Genomic DNA, 21,407 nt, shown 5'->3' on the forward strand with positions numbered 1-21,407 from the left:
GGCCCGCAGAGGGTCCGTTGAGGAGAAGAGATGATCGTTCGTTCCGTACGCAGCAGTGACCTGCCCGCGCTGATCGACCTGGCGCGCAGCACCGGCGCCGGCCTGACGACCCTGCCAGCCAATGAGCAGCGCCTGACCCACCGGGTCGGCTGGGCGGAAAAAAGCTTTCGCGGCGAGGCCGAGCGCGCCGACTCCGACTACCTGTTCGTTCTCGAAGACGACGATGGGCGGGTCATCGGCATTTCTGCCATCGCCGGTGCCGTAGGGCTGCGCGAGCCCTGGTACAACTACCGGGTGGGGCTGACGGTCAACGCCTCGCAGGAGCTGAACATCTACCGCGAGATTCCCACGCTGTTCCTGGCCAACGACCTGACCGGCAATTCCGAGCTGTGCTCGCTGTTCCTGCACGCCGATTCGCGCACAGGCCTCAATGGCCGTCTGCTGTCCAAGGCGCGCATGCTGTTCATCGCCGAATTCCCGCAGTTGTTCGGACCGAAGATCATCGCCGAGATGCGCGGCATCTCCGACGCTCATGGCCGTTCGCCATTCTGGGAAAGCCTGGGGCGGCACTTCTTCAAGATGGAGTTCAGCCAGGCCGACTACCTGACCGGGGTGGGCAACAAGGCGTTCATCGCCGAACTGATGCCCAAGTTTCCGCTGTACACCTGCTTCCTCTCGGATGATGCGCGCAACGTCATTGGCCGCGTGCACGCCGAGACCGAGCCGGCGCTGACCATGCTCAAGAGCGAAGGCTTCACCTACCAGGGCTATGTCGACATCTTCGACGCCGGGCCGGCCATCGAGTGCGAGACCAACAAGATTCGCGCCGTGCGCGACAGCCAGGCGCTGGTGCTGTCGATCGGCACCGCCGGTGACGAAGCGCCGCTGTTCCTCATTCATAACCGCAAACGCGAAGACTGCCGCATTACCGTGGGGCGTGCGCGGTCGGTGGCCGGCACCCTGGTGGTCGACCCGGCCACGGCCCGGCGCCTGCGCATGGGGCCGGGTGACAACGTGCGCGCCGTGCCGCTGTCGGCGGGTGCCTGATGAACGGCCTGTACATCGACGGCGTCTGGTTGCAGGGGCAGGGCGAGGCCTTCGCTTCACGCAACCCGGTCAGCCAGCAGGTGGTCTGGTCCGGCCAGGCGGCCACGGCGGCGCAGGTGGACCAGGCGCTGCAGGCAGCACGTCGGGCCTTCGCCGGCTGGGCCGTGCGTCCGCTGCAGGCACGCATCGATCTGTTGCAGGCCTTTGCCGTCCGCCTGAAGCAGCGGGCCGATGAACTGGCCCGCCGTATCGGTGAGGAAACCGGCAAGCCGCTGTGGGAAGCTGCGACCGAAGTCACCAGCATGATCAACAAGGTGGCCATTTCGATCCAGAGCTACGGCGAGCGTACCGGGGAGAAGAGCGGGCCGCTGGGCGATGCCACCGCGGTGCTGCGCCACAAGCCGCATGGCGTGGTGGCGGTGTTCGGCCCCTACAATTTTCCTGGCCACCTGCCCAACGGGCATATCGTCCCGGCGTTGCTGGCCGGCAATACCGTGGTGTTCAAGCCCAGCGAGCTGACCCCTGGCGTGGCCGAACTGACTCTGCAGTGCTGGGCCGAGGCCGGCCTGCCCGCCGGCGTACTCAACCTGCTGCAAGGTGGGCGCGACACCGGCAAGGCGCTGGCGGCGCACCCGGGTATCGATGGCCTGTTCTTCACCGGTTCCAGCCACACTGGCCAGGCCCTGCATCGCCAGTTCGGCGGCCAGCCGCAGAAGATCCTGGCCCTGGAAATGGGCGGCAATAACCCCCTGCTGGTCGATGAGGTGCAGGACGTCGATGCGGCGGTGTACACGGTGATCCAGTCGGCGTTTCTCTCTGCCGGCCAGCGCTGCACCTGCGCGCGTCGGCTGCTGGTGCCGCGCGGCGCCTGGGGTGATGCCTTTCTGGCGCGCCTGGTGCAGGTCAGCGGCAGCTTGCGGGTGGGTGCCTTCGACAGCACGCCGGCGCCGTTCATGGGCGCGGTGATTTCCCTGGCAGCTGCCGAGGCGCTGCTGCAGGCCCAGGCGCAACTGCTTGCCGATGGCGCCACGCCGCTGTTGGCCATGACCCGGGTACAGGACGGCACCGCCTTGCTCAGCCCAGGCATCATCGATGTCACTGCCGTGGCTCAGCGCCCTGACCAGGAGCTGTTCGGCCCGTTGCTGCAAGTGATCCGCCATGCCGATTTCGCCTCGGCCATGGCCGAGGCCAACGCCACCCAGTACGGCCTGGCCGCCGGGCTGCTGTCCGACAGCGAGGCGTTGTACCGCGATTTTTGGCTGCAGAGCCGCGCCGGTATCGTCAACTGGAACAAACCCCTGACCGGTGCCGCCAGCAGCGCGCCGTTCGGTGGGGTAGGGGCGTCGGGCAATCACCGCGCCAGTGCCTATTACGCCGCCGACTACTGCGCCTGGCCGGTGGCGTCGCTGGAAAGCCCGGCGCTGGGCTTGCCGGCCAGCCTGTCGCCGGGCGTCTGCCTGGGCTGAGCCAGGCGTGTTGCAGCATAAGAAAACAGAGCCGTGGAGCCGTGCCGATGAAAACCCGTGAAGTCAATTTTGACGGCCTGGTAGGCCCGACCCACAACTATGGCGGCTTGTCCTACGGCAACGTCGCTTCGCAGAACAACGGCCAGCTCAGCTCCAACCCGCGCGAGGCTGCCTTGCAGGGCCTGGCGAAGATGAAGGCGCTGATGGACCTGGGCTTCACCCAGGGGGTCATCGCCCCACAGGAGCGCCCGGACGTCGCCAGCCTGCGCCGTCTGGGCTTTACCGGCAGCGACGCGCAGGTCATCGAGAAGGCGGCGCGCCAGGACATGCCGCTGCTGGCTGCCAGTTGCTCGGCTTCCAGCATGTGGGTGGCCAATGCCGCGACGGTCAGCCCCAGTGCCGACACCGGCGATGGCCGCGTGCACTTCACGGCCGCCAATCTCAACTGCAAGTACCACCGCAGCCTGGAGCACCCCACGACCAGCCGCCTGTTGCAGACGATGTTCAGTGACCCCCGTCACTTTGCCCATCACCCGGCATTGCCGGACGTCGCGCAGTTCGGTGACGAAGGCGCGGCGAACCACAGCCGCCTGTGCCGGGATCATGGCCAGCCGGGGGTGGAGTTCTTCGTCTACGGTCGCAGCGCCTTCGACACCCGCTATCCGGCCCCGCAGCGCTACCCGGCGCGCCAGACCCTGGAGGCCTCTCGCGCCGTGGCCCGCCTGCATGGCCTGAGCGACGACCGCGTAGTGTTCGCCCAGCAGAATCCGGCGGTGATCGACCAGGGGGTGTTCCACAACGACGTGATCGCCGTGGCCAACGCCCAGGTGCTGTTCCACCATGAAGACGCCTTCCTCAATGGCCCGGCGGTGCTGGGCGAGTTGCAGGACAAGCTGGCGCGGGTCGGCGCCAGCCTGCAGGCCATCGCCGTGCCGCGCGCCGAGGTTGGCGTCGAGGACGCGGTGCGCTCGTACCTGTTCAACAGCCAGCTGCTCAGCCGTGACGACGGCTCCATGCTGCTGGTGGTGCCGCAGGAGTGCCAGGCCAACCAGAAGGTATGGAGTTACCTGCAGGGTCTGCTGGCCAGCGGCGGGCCGATTCGTCAGGTGCGGGTTTTCGATCTCAAGCAGAGCATGCGCAACGGGGGTGGCCCGGCCTGCCTGCGCCTGCGCGTGGCCCTTACCGAGGCGGAGTTGGCGGCAGTCAACCCGGCGGTGCTGCTTGACGATGCGCTCTACCAGACGCTCACCGGTTGGGTGGTTCGGCATTACCGCGACCGCATGCATGAAGAGGACCTGGCCGACCCGCAATTGCTCATCGAATGCCGCACGGCATTGGACGAGCTGACGCAAATCCTTAAACTGGGCGCCGTTTATCCGTTTCAAACAGACTGACCTTCGCGGCGCAGCTGGCTGCGCCCGCCTTATCAAAATGCCTGGAGCACCGGAACATGAGCGACGCCCTGCAGTTGATCCTTGAAGACGCCGATGGCAGCACCCGCACGGTTTCCAGCTCGCGGCTGGCCGTGGTCTGGCAAGGCAAGGAAGTGTGGATCCAGCACGACGGCCGTGGCCAGCTGCTGATCGGGGTCGATGTCGAGGAAGGTGACACCGAATACGCCAACCTGCTGCTGCGGCCCCTGGCGACCAACCTGATGAGCCTTCAGTTGGAGATGGAACCCGCCGATCTTGAGGAAGAAGACGGTCACGTCCATGGACCGGACTGCAATCACTAAGACAGGGAAACGCCTATGCTGGCCCTCGGTAAGCTGCTTGACCTGACCCTAGCCGGCCGTGAGCCGGCGGAAAAGACTCAACTGACCGTCGGCGGCGTGCGTATGCGCTGGCTGGGCGAGGGCGCCCTGGAAGTGCGCCCACCCCAGGGCGGCGACAACGGCCTGGACCTGCTGCTGTCGGCCGGTATCCACGGTAACGAGACCGCGCCCATCGAGTTGCTCGACGAGCTGATTCGCGGCATCGCCCGGGGTGAACTCAAGCCCCGCGCGCGCATTCTCTTCCTGTTCGGCAATCCCGAGGCGATGCGTCGCGGAGTGCGGTATGTCGAACAGGACGTCAACCGCTTGTTCAATGGCCTGCATGAACAGAGCGGCGGTGTCGAGGCGTTGCGCGCCTGTGAGCTGGAGCGCCTGGCCGCCAGCTTTTTCAGCCTGGCGGAGCGCTACCGCCTGCACTACGACCTGCATACCGCCCTGCGTGGTTCGAAGATCGAGCAGTTCGCCCTGTGCCCCTTTAAGGAAGGCCGACCCACCTCCCGCCACGAGCTGGCCTGTCTGCGAGCGGCCGGCATCCGCGCGGCGCTGCTGCAAAGCAAGCCTTCGTCGGTGTTCAGCGCCTATACCCGTGACAAGCTGGATGCCGAAGCCTTCACCCTGGAACTGGGCAAGGCCCGGCCGTTCGGGCAGAACCAGCAGGTCGACCTGTCGGCATTGCGCACGCGGCTGGTCCAGATGATCGAAGGGCGTGAGCCGGAGAACGAGGATGACAGCCTGGAGGGCCTGCAGCTGTTCAGCGTCGCCCAGGAACTGATCAAGCGCAGCGATAGCTTCGTGCTGCATCTGGCCGGTGATGTGGAGAACTTCTCCGAACTGGAAAAAGGCTTTCTGTTGGCCGAGGACGGCGCCACGCGCTGGGTGGTGGAGCAGGAAGGCACGCGGATCATCTTCCCCAACCCTCGGGTCGCCAACGGGTTGCGGGCGGGGATCCTGATTGTCCCGGCAGGCGAGGATGTCCTGCAGGCGCGGGTCACGCCTGCAGGGTGATGCCGATCAGCTGGCCGCTTTCTGCGGAGTACTGAGGTGGTGCAGCTGGCGGACCTTGGCCAGGGTGTCGGCGCAGGTGCGCGCGGCTTCCTGGCCCTTGTGCACGAAGTGCTCGAAGAAGAACTTCTGGTGCTCTTCGCCGGCGTGGAAGTGGTGCGGGGTGAGCACCACCGAGAATACCGGGGTGCGGGTTTCCAGCTGCACCTGCATCAGGCCGCTGATCACCGACTGGGCCACGAACTCATGGCGGTAGATACCGCCGTCGACCACCAGGCCTGCCGCGACGATGCCGGCGTAGCGGCCGCTTTCGGCCAGCAGCTTGGCATGCAGCGGGATTTCGAAGGCACCGCCGACCTCGAAGAAGTCGATGTCCTGCTCGCTGTAGCCCAGACGGGTGATTTCCGCGACGAAGCCCTGGCGGCTCTGGTCGACGATTTCCTTGTGCCAGCAGGCCTGGATGAAGGCGATGCGCTCGCCGGCGTGGCTCTTGCTGCCGATGGAAGTGGGTTGCACGTGTTCTGACTCCTGTTTATGAATAAAACAGGGCGTTTGGATCGAAGGGGATACTGGCTGCGTAGGAAAACATCTAGGGCCTGCGGCCTTCGCGGAAGCTTTTCCTTATACGATCGACACATCCCGTTCTCTCTTCATCCGGACTATGACCGTCGGCCCCGGAATCGCACCGGGTCTGCTGACCTTCAGGCACGGGTGCCTGAAGCGCTCGCGGGCTAGGCGCGTTGCGCCATTACCGCCGGTGGGGACTTGCACCCCGCCCTGAGAACGTTGCCGGCCCTTTTGACGGGCGGCGCAGGTTTTTTATCACAGTTGCGGACAACATGCTTGGACACTTTGGTAGGGTGTCCAGTCATTTGCTTATAAGCAGTCAGTTCAGGGAGTCTGACAGTGATCGATTTGCGCAGCGATACCGTGACCCAGCCCACTGCCGGCATGCTCCAGGCCATGACTCGGGCGCCGCTGGGTGACGATGTGTACGGCGAAGATCCGACGGTCAATCGCCTGCAGGCGGTACTGGCCGAGCGCCTGGGTTTCGAGGCGGCGCTGTTCGTGCCGTCCGGCACCATGAGCAACCTGCTCGGGTTGATGGCGCATTGCGAGCGCGGTGACGAATACATCGTCGGCCAGCAGGCCCACACGTACAAGTACGAGGGCGGCGGTGCTGCCGTGCTCGGCTCGATCCAGCCGCAGCCGCTGGATCACCAGGCCGATGGCTCGCTGGACCTGGAGCAGGTGCGAGCGGCGATCAAGCCCGATGACTTCCACTTCGCCCGTACCCGCCTGCTGGCCCTGGAAAACACCATGCAGGGCAAAGTGTTGCCGCTGCAATACCTGGCTGCAGCCCGACAGCTGACTCACGAACAGGGCCTGGGCCATCACCTCGACGGCGCGCGGCTGTACAACGCAGCGGTGAAACTGGGCGTCGAGGCACAGCAGATCACCCGGCATTTCGACTCGGTTTCAGTATGTCTGTCCAAGGGGCTGGGCGCGCCGGTCGGGTCGGTGCTATGCGGCAGCCGTGAACTGATTGGCAAGGCGGCGCGGCTGCGCAAGATGCTCGGCGGCGGGATGCGCCAGGCCGGGGGGCTGGCTGCGGCCGGGCTGTATGCCCTGGACCATCAGGTCGAGCGCCTGGCCGAGGATCATGCCGCTGCCCAGCGTCTGGGCGAGGGGCTGCGCCGGCTGGGCTACGCTGTGGAGCCGGTGCAGACCAACATGGTCTACGTGCAGGCGGGCGAGCGGGTGGCCGCGCTCAAGGCCTTCTGCGCTGCGCGAGGGGTGGCCATCAATGCCGCGCCGCGCCTGCGCCTGGTTACACACCTGGACGTTTCGGCGGCACAGGTCGAGCAGGTGCTGGAAATCTTCGCCGCCTTCCTGAACACCTAGGCGACCGATAATCCAGTGAATCGTCTCTATCGTACAAACACACTGTACCGGGGACGCAACGCCTATATAATGCGGCCCTTTGCCGTCGTTACGTCATCGCGACGTTCGGATGGGCCTGGCTGCAGTCTCCGTGGAAGAACCAAATGAAAAGCGCAGAAATCCGTGAAGCCTTCCTGAGCTTCTTCGAAGAGCAAGGCCACACCCGTGTAGCCTCCAGCTCCCTGATCCCGGGCAACGACCCGACCCTGCTGTTCACCAACGCCGGCATGAACCAGTTCAAGGACTGCTTCCTGGGCCAGGAAAAACGTGCCTATACCCGCGCCGTGACCAGCCAGAAATGCGTGCGCGCCGGTGGCAAGCACAACGACTTGGAAAACGTCGGCTACACCGCCCGTCACCACACCTTCTTCGAAATGCTGGGCAACTTCAGCTTCGGTGACTACTTCAAGCGCGATGCCATCACCTTCGCCTGGACCTTCCTGACCTCCGAGAAGTGGCTGAACCTGCCCAAGGACAAGCTGTGGGTGACGGTCTACGCCACCGACGACGAGGCCTACGACATCTGGACCAAGGAAGTCGGTGTGCCCGCCGAGCGTATGGTGCGCATCGGTGACAACAAGGGCGCCCCGTACGCTTCTGACAACTTCTGGACCATGGGCGATACCGGCCCGTGCGGCCCGTGCACCGAGATCTTCTTCGACCACGGCGCGGACATCTGGGGTGGCCCGCCCGGCTCGCCCGAGGAAGACGGCGACCGCTACATCGAGATCTGGAACAACGTCTTCATGCAGTTCAACCGCACCGCCGATGGCGTCCTGCATCCGCTGCCAGCACCGTCGGTCGACACCGGCATGGGGCTGGAGCGAGTCAGTGCGGTGCTGCAGCACGTGCACTCCAACTACGAGATCGACCTGTTCCAGAACCTGCTGGCGGCCTCGGCGCAAGCCATCGGCTGTGGCAATGAGGGCCAGGCGTCGCTGAAAGTGGTTGCCGACCATATCCGTTCCTGCGGCTTCCTGATCGCTGATGGCGTACTGCCGTCCAACGAAGGTCGTGGCTACGTGCTGCGCCGCATCATTCGTCGCGCCTGCCGCCACGGCAACAAGCTGGGCGCCAAGGGCAGTTTCTTCCACAAGATCGTCGCCGCACTGGTCGCCGAGATGGGCCAGGCCTATCCGGAGCTGGTGCAGCAGCAAGCGCACATCGAGCGCGTGCTCAAGGCCGAGGAAGAGCAGTTTGCCAAGACCCTCGACCAGGGTCTGAAGATCCTCGAGCAGGATCTGGCCGAGCTGAAAGGCAGCGTGGTGCCGGGCGAAGTCATCTTCAAGCTGTACGACACCTATGGCTTCCCGATGGACCTCACCGGGGACATCGCCCGTGAGCGCGAGCTGACCCTCGACGAGGCCGGCTTCGAGCGCGAGATGGAAGCCCAGCGTGAGCGCGCTCGTTCTGCCAGTGCCTTCGGCATGGACTACAACAGCCTGGTCAAGGTCGACGTAGCCACCGAGTTCACCGGTTACGCCGCGACCAGCGGTGCGGCCAAGGTGGTGGCGCTGTACAAGGACGGCCAGTCGGTCAGCCAGCTGAACGAAGGCGAGGAGGGCGTCGTGGTGCTCGACACCACGCCGTTCTACGCCGAGTCCGGTGGCCAGATCGGCGACAGCGGCTACCTGCAGGCCGGCGCCGTGCGCTTCGACGTGCGTGACACCACCAAGACCGGCGGCGCCTTCCTGCACCACGGCGTCGTCGCCGCAGGCAGCCTTAGCGTCGGCACCGAAGTGCAGGCCCAGGTGGCCGCCGAAGTACGCCAGGCCACTTCGCTGAACCACTCGGCCACCCACCTGTTGCACGAGGCCCTGCGCCGCGTGCTGGGCGACCACGTGCAGCAGAAGGGCTCGCTGGTCGACAGCCAGCGCCTGCGCTTCGACTTCAGCCATTTCGAGGCGATCAAGCCCGAGCAGCTGCGTGCCCTGGAAGACATGGTCAATGCCGAGGTGCGCAAGAACACCCCGGTACAGACCGAGCTCACCGACATCGAGACCGCCAAGGCCAAAGGCGCCATGGCCCTGTTTGGTGAGAAGTACGGCGACACCGTGCGCGTACTGACCATGGGCGGTGACTTCTCCGTCGAGCTGTGCGGCGGTATCCATGCCGAACGCACCGGCGACATCGCGCTGTTCAAGATCGTCAGCGAAGGCGGCGTGGCCTCCGGCGTGCGGCGTATCGAGGCGGTGACCGGCGAAGCCGCGCTGAACTGGGTCAATGCGGCCGAAGATCAGCTCAAGGAAGCGGCCAGCCTGATCAAGGGCAACCGCGACAACCTGCTGGACAAGCTGTCGGCGGTGCTCGAGCGCAACCGCCAGCTGGAAAAACAACTGGAACAATTGCAGGCCAAGGCGGCCAGCGCAGCGGGCGACGATCTGTCGGGCCAGGCGCTGGATGTCAAGGGTGTGAAGGTCCTGGCCGCGCGCCTGGATGGTCAGGACGGCAAGGCGCTGCTGGCGCTGGTCGACCAGTTGAAGAACAAGCTCGGCCGCGCAGTGATCCTGCTCGGCGGGGTTCAGGAAGACAAGGTCGTACTGGTCGCAGGCGTGACCAAGGACCTGACTGGCCAACTCAAAGCCGGTGATCTGATGAAGCAGGCCGCCGCTGCCGTAGGTGGCAAGGGCGGTGGCCGTCCCGACATGGCCCAGGGTGGCGGTGTCGATGCCAGCGCTCTCGATGCAGCGCTGGCACTGACCGTTCCTTTCGTGGAACAGGGTATCTGATCCGTGGCGCCGGGCCGGCTGCCTGTCGGCCGGCCCGGTGCGGATCTGAATGTTTAACGGGTGCCCTTTACAGGGCTCTGAGGCGGCTTTGAGATGGCTTTGATCGTACAGAAATTTGGCGGCACCTCCGTCGGTTCCATCGAGCGTATCGAGCAGGTGGCCGAAAAGGTAAAGAAATTCCGCGAGGGCGGTGACGACCTGGTGGTCGTTCTGTCGGCCATGAGCGGTGAGACCAACCGTCTGATCGAGCTGGCCAAGCAGATCACCGACCAGCCAGTGCCACGCGAGCTGGACGTGATCGTCTCCACCGGCGAGCAGGTGACCATCGGCCTGCTGGCCATGGCGCTGATCAAGCGGGGCGTCCCGGCGGTGTCCTACACCGGTAACCAGGTGCGCATCCTCACCGACAGCGCGCACACCAAGGCGCGCATCCTGGACATCGACGACCAGAAGATCCGCGCCGACCTGAAAGCCGGTCGGGTGGTCGTGGTCGCCGGCTTCCAGGGGGTCGACGAGAGCGGCAACATCACCACCCTGGGCCGTGGCGGCTCGGACACCACCGGTGTAGCCCTGGCGGCGGCCCTGAAGGCCGATGAATGCCAGATCTACACCGATGTGGACGGTGTCTACACCACCGACCCGCGTGTCGTGCAGCAGGCTCGTCGCCTGGAGAAGATCACCTTCGAAGAGATGCTGGAAATGGCCAGCCTCGGTTCCAAGGTGCTGCAGATCCGCTCGGTGGAGTTCGCCGGCAAGTACAACGTCCCGCTGCGCGTCCTGCACAGCTTCAAGGAGGGTCCAGGCACCCTCATTACCATTGATGAAGAGGAATCCATGGAACAGCCGATCATTTCCGGCATCGCCTTCAACCGCGATGAAGCCAAGCTGACGATCCGTGGTGTGCCGGACACTCCGGGCGTAGCCTTCAAGATTCTCGGCCCGGTGAGTGCCGCGAACATCGAAGTCGACATGATCGTGCAGAATGTCTCGCACGATAACACCACGGACTTCACCTTCACCGTGCACCGCAACGATTACCAGTCTGCCCTGCAGATTCTGGAGAACATCGCGCGTGACATCGGTGCCCGCGAAGCCGGTGGCGACACCAAGATCGCCAAGGTGTCCATCGTCGGCGTCGGCATGCGCTCGCACGCCGGTGTCGCCAGCCGCATGTTCGAAGCGCTGGCCAAGGAAAGCATCAACATCCAGATGATCTCGACTTCGGAAATCAAGGTGTCCGTCGTGATCGAAGAGAAGTACCTGGAGCTGGCCGTGCGCGCACTGCACACGGCCTTCGAACTGGACGCTCCTCGCCAGGGCGAGTGAGTCATTTTGTGCCAAGGCGCGGATAATCCGCGCCTTTTGTTTTCTGATCTGCGCACAAAGACTGTTCTTTTCGTTGCGTTAGTCAATACTCAGGCTTGGCTGGTGGCCATTCGGTCTCCGGCTCGTGCCTCGTGGTTTTCAGACTGTTGTCCCTGAATGTATTGCGTGAGGAGGTAGGTAATGCTGATTCTGACTCGTCGGTGCGCAGAGAGCCTGATCATTGGTGATGGCGAAATCACCGTGACGGTGCTGGGCGTCAAGGGTAACCAGGTGCGCATCGGTGTGAACGCGCCCAAGGAAGTCGCGGTTCACCGCGAGGAAATCTACCTGCGTATCAAGAAAGAGAAGGATGAGGAACCAAGCCATTAATTTATTTGGAATTTTTGTTTGCAAACGGGAAAAAGCGTAGTTATTATACGCCCCGTGTTGCGGAGAGCTGGCCGAGTGGCCGAAGGCGCTCCCCTGCTAAGGGAGTACACCTCAAAAGGGTGTCGGGGGTTCGAATCCCCCGTTCTCCGCCATTATTCAAGGCTCGTTGAGCGTGGCTTTCCGGTAAAGAAAGCGCTTTACAAATCGATTCGACGACCTAAAATGCGCAACACCCAAATACGCACTCGTAGCTCAGCTGGATAGAGTACTCGGCTACGAACCGAGCGGTCACAGGTTCGAATCCTGTCGAGTGCGCCATTTCAAGATCCTTAGCTGTCATCGGCAAGCCGTATGAATGTTGGGTGATCTGATACAACCAGCGGTAGGTCTGGTATAAAACCTCCATACGCACTCGTAGCTCAGCTGGATAGAGTACTCGGCTACGAACCGAGCGGTCACAGGTTCGAATCCTGTCGAGTGCGCCATATAGAGAAAGCCCATGTCGAAAGGCATGGGCTTTCTGCTTTCTGCCGGACTGGTTCCGTAATGGCTGGCAGGCCGTTGAATTCAAAAAGTTTTTGCATGCGGCAGGCGAGGCGATTATCATACGCGCCTTGTTGCGGAGAGCTGGCCGAGTGGCCGAAGGCGCTCCCCTGCTAAGGGAGTACACCTCAAAAGGGTGTCGGGGGTTCGAATCCCCCGTTCTCCGCCATAACACGCACTCGTAGCTCAGCTGGATAGAGTACTCGGCTACGAACCGAGCGGTCACAGGTTCGAATCCTGTCGAGTGCGCCATACCTGACAAAGCCCGTATCAAACGATACGGGCTTTGTCTTTTTGCCAGGGCTGAATTTCAGTAGTTGTCTTTCTTCGCATAAGTTATTGAATTATTTGAAAAAAGATCTTTACAAGCTACTGAATTAGCCTATAATGCGCCCCACGAAACGCACTCGTAGCTCAGCTGGATAGAGTACTCGGCTACGAACCGAGCGGTCACAGGTTCGAATCCTGTCGAGTGCACCATACGTCAAAAAGCCCGTATCGCCTGATACGGGCTTTTTGTTTTGCGTTTCATTTGCCTTTTACGCAGCCTTGCGGGTCGAAACTGACCTGATTGCTGCGGCCATTCTTCTGCGCATAGTGATAGCGCAGCTCGCCATTGCGCTGGGTGATCCGGTCTGGGCGCCCCAGCAGATTCTCGACATCGCTGCGGGTCATGCCAGGTGGTGTGCGCCGATCGATGATCGCCAGGCGCCGCTGCTCGGGGCTCAGGCGATTGCCGCAGCCGTCGTCGCGCTGTCCGACGACCACGATCTCCTTTTGCCGCTTCGACGGATAGGCGTCGTAGCGCTCGGGCAGCTGTTCGGGTGTCACGCTGCCGGGCAATGGATTGTAGGCATCCACCGTGCGCGAAGCCTGCCGGCCGTCGCAGCCCAGCGAGGTGAAGGTAACGTGCCCGGCGGCATCTTCGCAGCGCTGGATGGTGCCGGCATGGCCGGTGACGGGCAGGCAGAGCAGGGCGCTCAGCAGGGCGGGGTGCATCAGGTGGCGCATCGTCGAGTCCTCCATGGCTATCGGCGCGTCCAGCCTAGATTCGAACAGGGGCGTCGGCGAGCGTGTTTTCTTGGCTGGATGTGACGTCGTAGCAATACTGACTCGTACGATTGTTAGCTTTGTGCTGCAAGCATCTGTTCTTGCCCGAATTTTCACACGTGCTATCCGGTCAAAGCGGTGTATCATTGCGCCCGTCAGCCCCGCCGGGGCTTGTGGAATACCACCATGGACTTACCCAGTAGTTACTTGACACCCGTTTTCAGCAATCTAGCTCTACCTGATTGATCTCCCGGCGTGCTCCGCTGCTGGGAGTGGAGTTCGCCTATGACCGAAAGAGAAGTAAAGAAAACGCAGGAAAGCCTGCAGGACCGCCTGGCCCAGGTCGTTGACCTGCTGCATCGCCAGCGCCTGGTCGAAGACCTGACCCACCGCCAGGAGGGCCAGCACCAGGATCGTGTGGAAAACCTGGTTCACCGGCAGAACCTGGTCGAGCTGCAGCGCAAGCTCGATGACCTGCACTCCGCCGACGTCGCCTATATTCTCGAAGCCCTGCCGCTGGAAGACCGTCTGACCGTCTGGCAGCTGGTCAAGGCCGAGCGCGATGGCGATATTCTCCTGGAAGTATCCGACGCGGTCCGGGAAACCCTGATCGCCGACATGGATGACCACGAGCTGCTGGCGGCGGCCAAGGAAATGGACGCCGACGAACTGGCGGACCTGGCCCCCGAGCTGCCTCGCGACGTCGTCCATGAGCTCATGGAAGCCCTGGACGTCCAGCAACGCGAGCGTGTGCGCTCGGCATTGTCCTATGACGAGGAACAGGTCGGCGCCCTGATGGACTTCCAGATGGTCACCATCCGTGAGGATGTGAGCCTGGAAGTGGTCTTGCGTTACCTGCGTCGCCTCAAGGAACTGCCCAGCCATACCGACAAGCTGTTCGTGGTCGACCATGATGGCGTGCTCAAAGGCGTGCTGCCGATCAAGCGCCTGCTGGTCAACGACCCCGACAAGCAGGTGGCCGAGGTCATGGCCGATGATCCGGTGACGTTCCATCCCGAAGAGGACGCCTACGATGCGGCCCAGGCGTTCGAGCGTTACGACCTGATTTCCTCGCCTGTCGTCGACAAGAACGGCAAGCTCATCGGCCGTCTTACCATCGACGAGATGGTCGACCTGATTCGTGAAGAAAGCGAAAGCGAAGTGCGCAGCATGGCCGGTCTGCGTGAGGACGAAGATATCTTCGCCTCGGTGTGGCGCTCACTGCGTAACCGTTGGTCCTGGCTGGCGATCAACCTGATCACCGCCTTCCTGGCTTCGCGGGTGATCGGCCTGTTCGAAGGCTCCATCGAAAAGCTGGTGGCGCTGGCGGCCTTGATGCCTATCGTGGCGGGCATAGGTGGCAACTCGGGCAACCAGACCATCACCATGATTGTCCGGGCCATGGCCCTGGACCAGGTCAACACGGGGAATACCGCGCGGCTGTTGCGCAAGGAACTGGTCGTGGCGCTGCTCAATGGCCTGATCTGGGGCGGAGTGATCGGCGCCGTGGCCTATGTGCTGTACGACAGTTGGTCGCTGGGCGTGGTGATGACCGCGGCGATGACCCTCAATCTACTGCTGGCGGCCTTCATGGGCGTCATCATCCCCATGGGGCTGGCGCGGGTTGGCAAGGATCCGGCCATGGGGGCCAGCGTGATGATCACGGCGATGACCGACAGCGGCGGCTTTTTCATCTTCCTTGGATTGGCCACTGTCTTCCTGCTTTGACGTGCTGATCGGTCGACATAAAAAAACCGCCTTAACTGGCGGTTTTTTATTAACGCTGCTTCTTACAACAATAAAAGAAAAGGACTACAAGAAAAAAGCCAGCACTAGGCTGGCTCCAGGTACTGCTTGCCGCTTACGACTCTTCGGCCGCAAGTTCGGTATCGTGAGCGATCAACGATACCAGGGCGTTCTGTTGACGATGGGAAAGTTGACGGAAACGTTGAAGCAGCTCGCGCTCATTCAGGGTCAGCTCAGGGCTGTCGATGCGCACCGCCGGCTCATCGCCGAAGGCCGCTTCCTGCAGCAGACTCTGTTCAAGCCGCGCGATGATTTCCGAGTTCATGCTGCGGTGGTGGTTTTTAGCTACCTCTTGGACACGGTTACGCATGCCATCAGGTAGGCGGACGACGAACTTGTCAGCCGTACGGCTGGAATAAGTAGCCTGTTTCATAGGGCTCATATATTTAACCGGTTAGTTCAGGGAAAGCGGTTCTAGCAAGTGGCCGCAAGTTGTCTTTGTGTGACAGCACTTTTGGCTAAATGTTCAACCGCGCTATCAAGGGGTCAGCATCATGCCCCAAGACGCCGGATCTTTGGCGCCAAATCTGTGACAAATATTGACTCAGATAAAGGCGTATGGCCAGCACCAATTATCAGAATTGCGAAGGAATTTGCATAGGACCGATTCCATGCTCCGACAGGATGCCGATCGCCTGACTGCTTTTTGCCATCATGGCTATCTGTATTCAGAGCGTAGAAGGTTACGGCGTGGAATACGAACCTGCTCCGACAAACGTACGCAGCAAGCGGGGGGAGGGGGGCGTCAGCGACGGCTACCGGCAGATGCCTGCACGCCGTACGACCGCCGACTGATGGGGTGAGTCGTCTGGGTCTAGCGCAGAACAGGATCGAACTTGATGCGCCGGCCCACGACCAGCGCGCCGACGAACAGGCTGGCGAATACGCCGACGGCTATCTTGGCCAGCAGATTGCCTTCTACGGCCTGAGCGGGCAGCAGCAGACCGACGGCAATCGACATCACGGTAAGGATCAGGAATGACAGTGCGGATTTGGACATGGCGACTCTCTCGTTGATCAAGGTTCTACGAGGCGTTTCAGAATACCCAGCGTTGTGTCGCACTGCCGGTCGCCTGGGGCATCTGTTGCGCGTCATTGGTCAGCATAGCCGGGTTGGCAGGTCTTTCCGCCATGATCGCCAGTTGAGGAACCTGGTGCACACCGGTCTGCACCTGAACCTGTTGCACGGGCTGAGCGGGACTTTGCAGAAAATGAAAGGCCACCAGAGCAACCAGGGTCGCGGCGTTCAGTGTGGTGAGGATCATGTTCATTTTCTTGTCCCTGCCCGGAAATGAGAAAGAAAGGGTGTATTGGCAGATAGACATATTGCAGTCTGCATGCCAAATCAAAATCCATAAAAAAACCTTTGAAATCAACAGCTTGAATTGTTTCAGCGGCAGGTGGCTCATGCGTTTTGCAATAATGGCCTTTTGCTGAATTGCAATTTGCACGATCCCTGATGGAACCAAAGCGAAATGCATGGGTCAGGTTCCGGCCGCTGGCCTTGCATCGCGCGGGGAAAGAGCCTACGCCTCAGGCAGGCCTGAACCTTTTGCTAAATGCTTGTTTTTGCGTAGAATGCCCAGCACCTGATGCCTCGCATCGGGCCTTCTTGCGTTGCGTCCTCTTAGTTCAATGGATAGAACGAGCCCCTCCTAAGGGCTAGATGCAGGTTCGATTCCTGCAGGGGACACATCCTCTCTTCCTGACCCGCCCTTCAGGTTTCCCAAGGCCGTTGCCTTGGCTCATCGACCTTCCTGCGTATCGACCTTCCTGTAGGCCAGCCCTGCCGTTCATGCGTCGACCGCCTGGCTGATTCACGGAACGATTTGCGCGGCGTTTTTTCCACTGCATGCAGGCCAATGACTGGCCACGGAGAATAGCCATGATGTCGCAACTTGAATTACGCCAGATCATTGAATCCGGCTTTCTGCCTACCCGTTGCGTATGCAGCATCGGTGTCAATCACCTGATGACGATCAGCCTTTACCACCCCGAGCGCGTGCAACCGGCGTTCGTGGCCCATAACCTGAATGCGGCCGAGTTGACGACCTCCCGCGCCATCTCCAGCCTGGTGCACGAACTCAGGCAGGAATATTCGCGACAGGCCAAAAACATCATGGAGGAGCGTCATCAGCGCCAGGTGTCTGCCTGACTTCAAGCGCGTGGTCCCGGCTGCCGGTCGGGACCGCAGATTCAAAAGCGTTCGCCCAGCTCGGTGGTCAGCAGCATGTGTTCGAAGCGCTCTAGGAAGAGGGCTTCGGCCTGGGTATGTTTCTGCTCCCGATTCCACAACAGATAGACATTCACATCGCTGACGCCATCCCCCGGCGGCAGGCGCCACATCTTGCCGGCCTGCACATCGGCCGCGACGATGTGCTCGGGCAGGCAGCCAATGCCGAACCCGCAATCCACCAGGCGCAGAATTTCGTCCAGGCTGGCCGATGAGGCCACGATCCGCCCGGTAAAGCCCTGCTGGTCGCGAAACACGGTCAGCGGCGACAGATTCCCGCCCAACTGGTCGCTGGTGAAACTCACGAAGTTCTCGCTTTGCAGGTCTGCCAGATTGAGGTGCTTGCGACCGAACAGCCGGTGTCTGCGACCGCAGAAGAAGGCGTAGCGCTGTTGCAGCACCAACCGCTGTTCCAGGCGCGGCTGCGGCGTACGGCACAGGCTCAGGCCGAACGAGGCGGTTTTCTGCAGCAGTGCGCTGATCACGTCCGAGCTGCGCAGCACGTCCACTTCCAGTTCGACCTGGGGATAGTCCTGATGGAAGCGGGCTAGGAAGTCGTCGTAGCAGCGTGACTGAATACGGCTGATGCTCAGCAGATGCACCCTGCCAGTCACCGTCTCGGCGGGCTCTTCCAGGGCCGGGCCCAGGCGTGACACCGTGCCGTAAAGCTCGGCAGCGATCTGCAGGACCTCCTGGCCAGCACTCGACAGGCTGATACGTGGACCACGGCGGATCACCAGCGACACCTGCAACTGTTCTTCAAGCCTTTTCAGCGCCTGGCTGATGGCCGGCTGGCTCAAGTGAAGGCGCGCGGCCGCGCGGCTCAGGCTGCCTTCCTGGCCGATCACTAAGAAAGTGCGTAGCAGGTTCCAGTCCAGGCGGTCGTTGAGAAAACGCCGAGCTTCGGGGGAGCGCAGGCCAGAGGAGGGAACGGTCATTATTGTCGCTGCTTATACTGAACTATTCGGATTAGAAGCTTTGCCTAGCATAGGCATTGGCGCATGATCCAGCAACGCACCGTCAGAGTGCCCATGCCTTGCCGCACCACCGCTTTTTCTCCTGCCTATAACAACGACCCTTCAGGAGCCTGCGAAGATGAGCCAGACCTCAACGCCCAGACGCGCCGCCGCAGCTGCCTTTATCGGCACCACCATCGAGTTCTACGACTTTTATATCTACGCCTTCGCGGCCGCACTGGTGCTCGGGCAACTGTTCTTTCCCAGCGACAACCCGACGCTCAGCACCATGGCCGCGTTCGGCAGCTTTGCCGTGGGGTTCATCGCCCGCCCGTTTGCCGGCATGGTGTTCGGCCATCTGGGCGACCGCCTGGGACGCAAGAAGATGCTGCTGTTCACCATGGCGCTGATGGGCCTGGCGACGACGTGCATCGGTTTGTTGCCAACCTATGCCCAGGCCGGGATCTGGGGGCCGGCGGGGCTGGTGCTGCTGCGCCTGCTGCAGGGCATTTCGGTCGGTGGCGAGTGGGGCGGTGCGGTGTTGATGGCCAGCGAGCACGCGCCCAAGGGGCGCAAGGTGTTCTTCGCTTCATTCGCCCAGTGGGGCAGTCCGGCCGGTCTGCTGCTGGCGCTGATCGCCTTTCGCGTGATCAGTGAGATGGACCAGGAAGCGTTGCTCAGCTGGGGCTGGCGCATTCCGTTTCTGCTCAGTGGGGTGTTGATGATGGTCGGCCTGGCCATTCGCTTCGGCGTGCCGGAGTCGCCGGAGTTCACCGAGGTGCGTGAGCGTGACAAGACGGCGCGCTTTCCGGTAATGGAGGTGCTGCGTGGCTACTGGAAGCAGATCCTGTTTGCGGCGTCGGCGGTCACCATCGGTTCGGCGGGGTTCTTCTTCACCAACACCTTCATGATTACCTACGTGACCCAGTACATGGGTATCGCCAAGACCACCATCCTCGATTGCCTGTTCGTTGTCACGGTCCTGCAATTCATCTCGCAGCCCTGCTCGGCGCTGCTCTCCGAGCGGGTCGGCGAAGGGCGTTTCCTGAAGTGGGTGGCGGCGCTGTGCATACTGGCGCCTTATCCGATGTTCCTGCTGGTGCAAACCGGCAATCTGGTCTACATGACCGCCGGTATCGCCCTGGCCGTCGTGCTGCTGGCGGCCCTCTACGCCGTGATCGCCGGCTACATGGCCGAAGCCTTTCCGGCCCAGGTGCGCTATTCCGGCATTTCCATCGCCTACCAGCTCGGCAGCGCCGTGACCGGGGGCACCACGCCCATGCTTGGCACCTTCATCGCCGGTCAGTACACCGGCCAGTGGTGGCCATTGGCGATTTTCTTCAGCGTCCTGGCGCTGATGTCGCTGGTTGGCGTGCTCGGCCTGTCCCACCTGCGCGGCGCCGCTGCACCGCGTGTTGCCCTGTCTACCTCCGAAGGAGCTGCCTGATGACCCGGCCTACCGCCATGCCCGAAGCCGAATGGCAGGCTCGCTGCGACCTCGCGGCGCTGTACCGGCTGATTGCCTATTACCGCATGACTGACCTGATCGACACCCATATCACCCTGCGCATACCGGGGCCGGAAGGGCATTTTCTGATCAATCGCTATGGCGTGGCCTTCGAGAAAATGCGCGCCAGCGACCTGGTACGCATCGACCTGAACGGCCAGGTGGTCGAGGCCGACTACAACCATGGGCCGGTGAATGCCGCCGGTTTCGTCATCCACTCGGCGATTCACGCGGCACGCCCCGACCTGCACTGCATCATCCACACCCATACCGCTGCCGGCATGGCGGTGGCGGCGCAGCGCGACGGCCTGCTGCCGCTGACCCAGCACGCGCTCAAGTTCTACGGCCGACTGGCTTATCACACCTATGAAGGCATCGCTCTGTCGCTGGATGAACGCGAGCGTCTGGTCGCCGATCTGGGCCGCTACAAGGCGATGATCCTGCGCAACCATGGCTTGCTCGCCGCCGGTGGCAGCGTGGCCGAAGCCTTCCACGAGATCTACTTCCTGGAGCGCGCCTGCCAGGCGCAGATCCAGGCCATGTCGGCCGGTGTGGCGCTGAACTTCCCGAGTGAAGAGGTGTGCCGACACACCGCCGAGCAGTTCGGCCGTGATGGCATCGACGGCATCATCGACCTGGCCTGGCGCGCGGCGCTGAGCCTGATCGAAGAACAACGCATGCAGTGGTGCAGCTGACCATGACGGCCATCGTATTGCTTTGCCAGGACCCGGCACTCAGCGATTGGCTGGCCGGCCTGTTCGCCCGTCACGCCCCGCACTTGCAGGTGTTGCGTGCGCATGAGCCGCAGGCGCGCCAGGCGCAGGTAGCGGTGTGCTGGTTCCCGCCGGCCGGCAGCCTGGCCGAGCTGCCGAATCTGCGCCTGATCCATTCGATTGGCGCAGGCGTCGATCACCTGGCCCAGGACCCGTCCCGCGATCCGCAGGTGCCGGTATGCCGGGTCGTCGATCCGGACCATATCCAGGGCATGAGCGAGTACGTGCACTGGGGCGTGCTGCATTTCCATCGTGGTTTCGATCAGGTGCTGGCCGGGCGCGTCGACCAGCGCTGGCAGCGCCCGGTACAGCGCCAGGCACGGGATTATCGCGTGGGTGTCATGGGCCTGGGCGCCATTGGCGCTCCGGTCGCGCAGCGCCTGGCGACGGCAGGCTATGCGGTACGCGGTTGGGCCCGTGCGCCCCGGCACATCGACGGGGTGCAGAGCTTCGCCGGTAGCGAAGGGCGGGCGGCGTTTCTCGATGGGCTCGACCTGCTGGTCAACCTGCTGCCGCTTACCTCAGCGACCCATGGCCTGCTCGACCGGCAGGTCTTTGCCTGCCTGGCGCCTGGCGCGGCACTGATCAACGCCGGGCGAGGCCAGCACGTCAATGAAGCCGACCTGCAGGCCGCGCTGGCCACTGGGCAGCTGCGCGGAGCCTTGCTGGATGTCTTCGAGCGTGAGCCGCTGCCCGCCGATGCAGCGCTGTGGCACACGCCGGGTGTGTGGGTAACACCGCACATGGCTTCGGCGGCTTCCGATGCCTGCATCGCCAGCCAGGTGGCCGCCAACGTCGGGCGGCTGGAAGCCGGGCTGGCACTGAACAACCGGGTCGATCCCGAACTGGGTTACTGAACGGCGGGCCACATGTGCCGCCCTG

Annotated in this window: 20 protein-coding genes, 7 tRNA genes and 1 riboswitch; of the genes, 21 read left to right on the forward strand and 6 right to left on the reverse strand. The window is 62.7% G+C overall.

The window, feature by feature from the left end:
- Positions 1–30: 30 nt before the first annotated feature.
- From astA to astE, 5 genes are read left to right on the forward strand one after another with little or no spacing between them, the layout of a single operon-like run.
- A complete protein-coding gene (astA, locus tag QZ497_RS13925) occupies positions 31–1,047 on the forward strand; it encodes an arginine N-succinyltransferase (RefSeq protein WP_295475906.1) in 1,017 nt (338 codons plus the stop codon).
- Complete coding sequence (gene astD / locus QZ497_RS13930; protein ID WP_295476122.1) at positions 1,044–2,513, forward strand: succinylglutamate-semialdehyde dehydrogenase; 1,470 nt, start codon at positions 1,044–1,046, stop codon at positions 2,511–2,513. The genes astA and astD overlap by 4 nt, the downstream gene beginning before the upstream one ends.
- A 47-nt stretch (positions 2,514–2,560) precedes the next feature.
- Positions 2,561–3,907, forward strand: a complete 1,347-nt coding sequence (gene astB, locus QZ497_RS13935; RefSeq protein ID WP_295475908.1) for an N-succinylarginine dihydrolase — start codon at positions 2,561–2,563, stop codon at positions 3,905–3,907.
- A gap of 56 nt (positions 3,908–3,963) precedes the next feature.
- A complete protein-coding gene (locus QZ497_RS13940) occupies positions 3,964–4,248 on the forward strand; it encodes a topoisomerase II (RefSeq protein ID WP_295475910.1) in 285 nt (94 codons plus the stop codon).
- A 15-nt stretch (positions 4,249–4,263) separates the two neighbouring features.
- On the forward strand, positions 4,264–5,292 hold the full coding sequence (gene astE, locus QZ497_RS13945) for a succinylglutamate desuccinylase (RefSeq protein WP_295475912.1): 1,029 nt from the start codon (positions 4,264–4,266) through the stop codon (positions 5,290–5,292).
- A gap of 6 nt (positions 5,293–5,298) precedes the next feature.
- Here the strand turns inward: astE and QZ497_RS13950 are convergent, their stop codons facing one another.
- On the reverse strand, positions 5,299–5,805 hold the full coding sequence (locus QZ497_RS13950; protein ID WP_295475914.1) for a 6,7-dimethyl-8-ribityllumazine synthase: 507 nt from the start codon (positions 5,803–5,805) through the stop codon (positions 5,299–5,301).
- A 121-nt stretch (positions 5,806–5,926) separates the two neighbouring features.
- Positions 5,927–6,078: riboswitch (FMN riboswitch) on the reverse strand.
- A 111-nt stretch (positions 6,079–6,189) separates the two neighbouring features.
- Between QZ497_RS13950 and ltaE the strand changes: the two genes are divergently transcribed.
- The 10 genes from ltaE to QZ497_RS14000 all read left to right on the forward strand — a co-directional run bounded on the left by ltaE (position 6,190) and on the right by QZ497_RS14000 (position 12,680).
- Positions 6,190–7,194 (forward strand): low-specificity L-threonine aldolase, encoded by a 1,005-nt coding sequence (gene ltaE, locus QZ497_RS13955; RefSeq protein WP_295476124.1) that lies wholly within the window; start codon positions 6,190–6,192, stop codon positions 7,192–7,194.
- A 143-nt stretch (positions 7,195–7,337) separates the two neighbouring features.
- Positions 7,338–9,962, forward strand: a complete 2,625-nt coding sequence (gene alaS, locus QZ497_RS13960; RefSeq protein WP_295475917.1) for an alanine--tRNA ligase — start codon at positions 7,338–7,340, stop codon at positions 9,960–9,962.
- Between the two features lie 93 nt (positions 9,963–10,055).
- Entirely contained in the window at positions 10,056–11,288 is a 1,233-nt protein-coding gene (locus QZ497_RS13965; protein WP_295475920.1) for an aspartate kinase, read from the forward strand.
- A gap of 180 nt (positions 11,289–11,468) precedes the next feature.
- The gene (gene csrA / locus QZ497_RS13970) at positions 11,469–11,657 is read left to right on the forward strand and encodes a carbon storage regulator CsrA (RefSeq protein WP_002554426.1); all 189 of its coding nucleotides are present in this window, start codon (positions 11,469–11,471) and stop codon (positions 11,655–11,657) included.
- Positions 11,658–11,718: 61 nt separating this feature from the next.
- Positions 11,719–11,809: transfer RNA gene (locus QZ497_RS13975), tRNA-Ser, on the forward strand.
- 89 nt (positions 11,810–11,898) lie between these two features.
- Positions 11,899–11,975 (forward strand) — tRNA-Arg (locus QZ497_RS13980).
- 90 nt (positions 11,976–12,065) lie between these two features.
- Positions 12,066–12,142, forward strand: a tRNA-Arg gene (locus QZ497_RS13985).
- Positions 12,143–12,278: 136 nt separating this feature from the next.
- Positions 12,279–12,369 (forward strand) — tRNA-Ser (locus QZ497_RS13990).
- Positions 12,370–12,375: 6 nt separating this feature from the next.
- Positions 12,376–12,452: transfer RNA gene (locus QZ497_RS13995), tRNA-Arg, on the forward strand.
- Positions 12,453–12,603: 151 nt separating this feature from the next.
- A tRNA-Arg gene (locus QZ497_RS14000) sits at positions 12,604–12,680 on the forward strand.
- A gap of 48 nt (positions 12,681–12,728) precedes the next feature.
- Here the strand turns inward: QZ497_RS14000 and QZ497_RS14005 are convergent.
- Entirely contained in the window at positions 12,729–13,211 is a 483-nt protein-coding gene (locus QZ497_RS14005; RefSeq protein WP_295476088.1) for a DUF4124 domain-containing protein, read from the reverse strand.
- A 324-nt stretch (positions 13,212–13,535) separates the two neighbouring features.
- Here QZ497_RS14005 and mgtE point away from each other — a divergent pair, with 324 nt between their 5' ends.
- Positions 13,536–14,978, forward strand: coding sequence for a magnesium transporter (gene mgtE / locus QZ497_RS14010; RefSeq protein WP_295476090.1), 1,443 nt, complete (start codon positions 13,536–13,538; stop codon positions 14,976–14,978).
- 133 nt (positions 14,979–15,111) lie between these two features.
- Here mgtE and QZ497_RS14015 read toward each other — a convergent pair whose 3' ends face one another.
- From QZ497_RS14015 to QZ497_RS14025, 3 genes are all read right to left on the reverse strand, one after another.
- Positions 15,112–15,438: an Arc family DNA-binding protein gene (locus tag QZ497_RS14015; protein WP_295476092.1), complete on the reverse strand. Its 327-nt coding sequence runs from the start codon at positions 15,436–15,438 to the stop codon at positions 15,112–15,114.
- Between the two features lie 432 nt (positions 15,439–15,870).
- Positions 15,871–16,056 carry a PA3371 family protein gene (locus QZ497_RS14020; protein WP_295476093.1) on the reverse strand — a complete coding sequence of 62 codons (186 nt, stop codon included), beginning with the start codon at positions 16,054–16,056 and terminating at the stop codon, positions 15,871–15,873.
- 37 nt (positions 16,057–16,093) lie between these two features.
- Positions 16,094–16,327, reverse strand: coding sequence for a hypothetical protein (locus QZ497_RS14025; RefSeq protein ID WP_295476126.1), 234 nt, complete (start codon positions 16,325–16,327; stop codon positions 16,094–16,096).
- Between the two features lie 350 nt (positions 16,328–16,677).
- On the opposite strand from QZ497_RS14025, the gene QZ497_RS14030 reads away from it, so the two are divergent.
- Positions 16,678–16,749: transfer RNA gene (locus tag QZ497_RS14030), tRNA-Arg, on the forward strand.
- A gap of 192 nt (positions 16,750–16,941) precedes the next feature.
- Complete coding sequence (locus QZ497_RS14035; protein WP_295476095.1) at positions 16,942–17,211, forward strand: DUF1652 domain-containing protein; 270 nt, start codon at positions 16,942–16,944, stop codon at positions 17,209–17,211.
- A 41-nt stretch (positions 17,212–17,252) separates the two neighbouring features.
- On the opposite strand, the gene QZ497_RS14040 is transcribed toward QZ497_RS14035, so the two are convergent.
- Positions 17,253–18,227, reverse strand: coding sequence for a LysR family transcriptional regulator (locus tag QZ497_RS14040; RefSeq protein ID WP_295476098.1), 975 nt, complete (start codon positions 18,225–18,227; stop codon positions 17,253–17,255).
- Between the two features lie 157 nt (positions 18,228–18,384).
- Here QZ497_RS14040 and QZ497_RS14045 point away from each other — a divergent pair, with 157 nt between their 5' ends.
- Genes QZ497_RS14045 through QZ497_RS14055 form a run of 3 tightly spaced genes read left to right on the forward strand, consistent with a single transcriptional unit; the run spans position 18,385 to position 21,382 of the window.
- Positions 18,385–19,692, forward strand: coding sequence for an MFS transporter (locus tag QZ497_RS14045; RefSeq protein WP_295476100.1), 1,308 nt, complete (start codon positions 18,385–18,387; stop codon positions 19,690–19,692).
- Positions 19,692–20,447 (forward strand): class II aldolase/adducin family protein, encoded by a 756-nt coding sequence (locus tag QZ497_RS14050; protein WP_295476102.1) that lies wholly within the window; start codon positions 19,692–19,694, stop codon positions 20,445–20,447. Before QZ497_RS14045 ends, QZ497_RS14050 begins: the two co-directional genes overlap by 1 nt.
- A gap of 2 nt (positions 20,448–20,449) precedes the next feature.
- Positions 20,450–21,382 (forward strand): glyoxylate/hydroxypyruvate reductase A, encoded by a 933-nt coding sequence (locus QZ497_RS14055; RefSeq protein ID WP_295476104.1) that lies wholly within the window; start codon positions 20,450–20,452, stop codon positions 21,380–21,382.
- The last annotated feature ends 25 nt before the right edge of the window (positions 21,383–21,407 follow it).

Source organism: uncultured Pseudomonas sp. (assembly GCF_913777995.1).
Taxonomy (GTDB): Bacteria; Pseudomonadota; Gammaproteobacteria; order Pseudomonadales; family Pseudomonadaceae; genus Aquipseudomonas.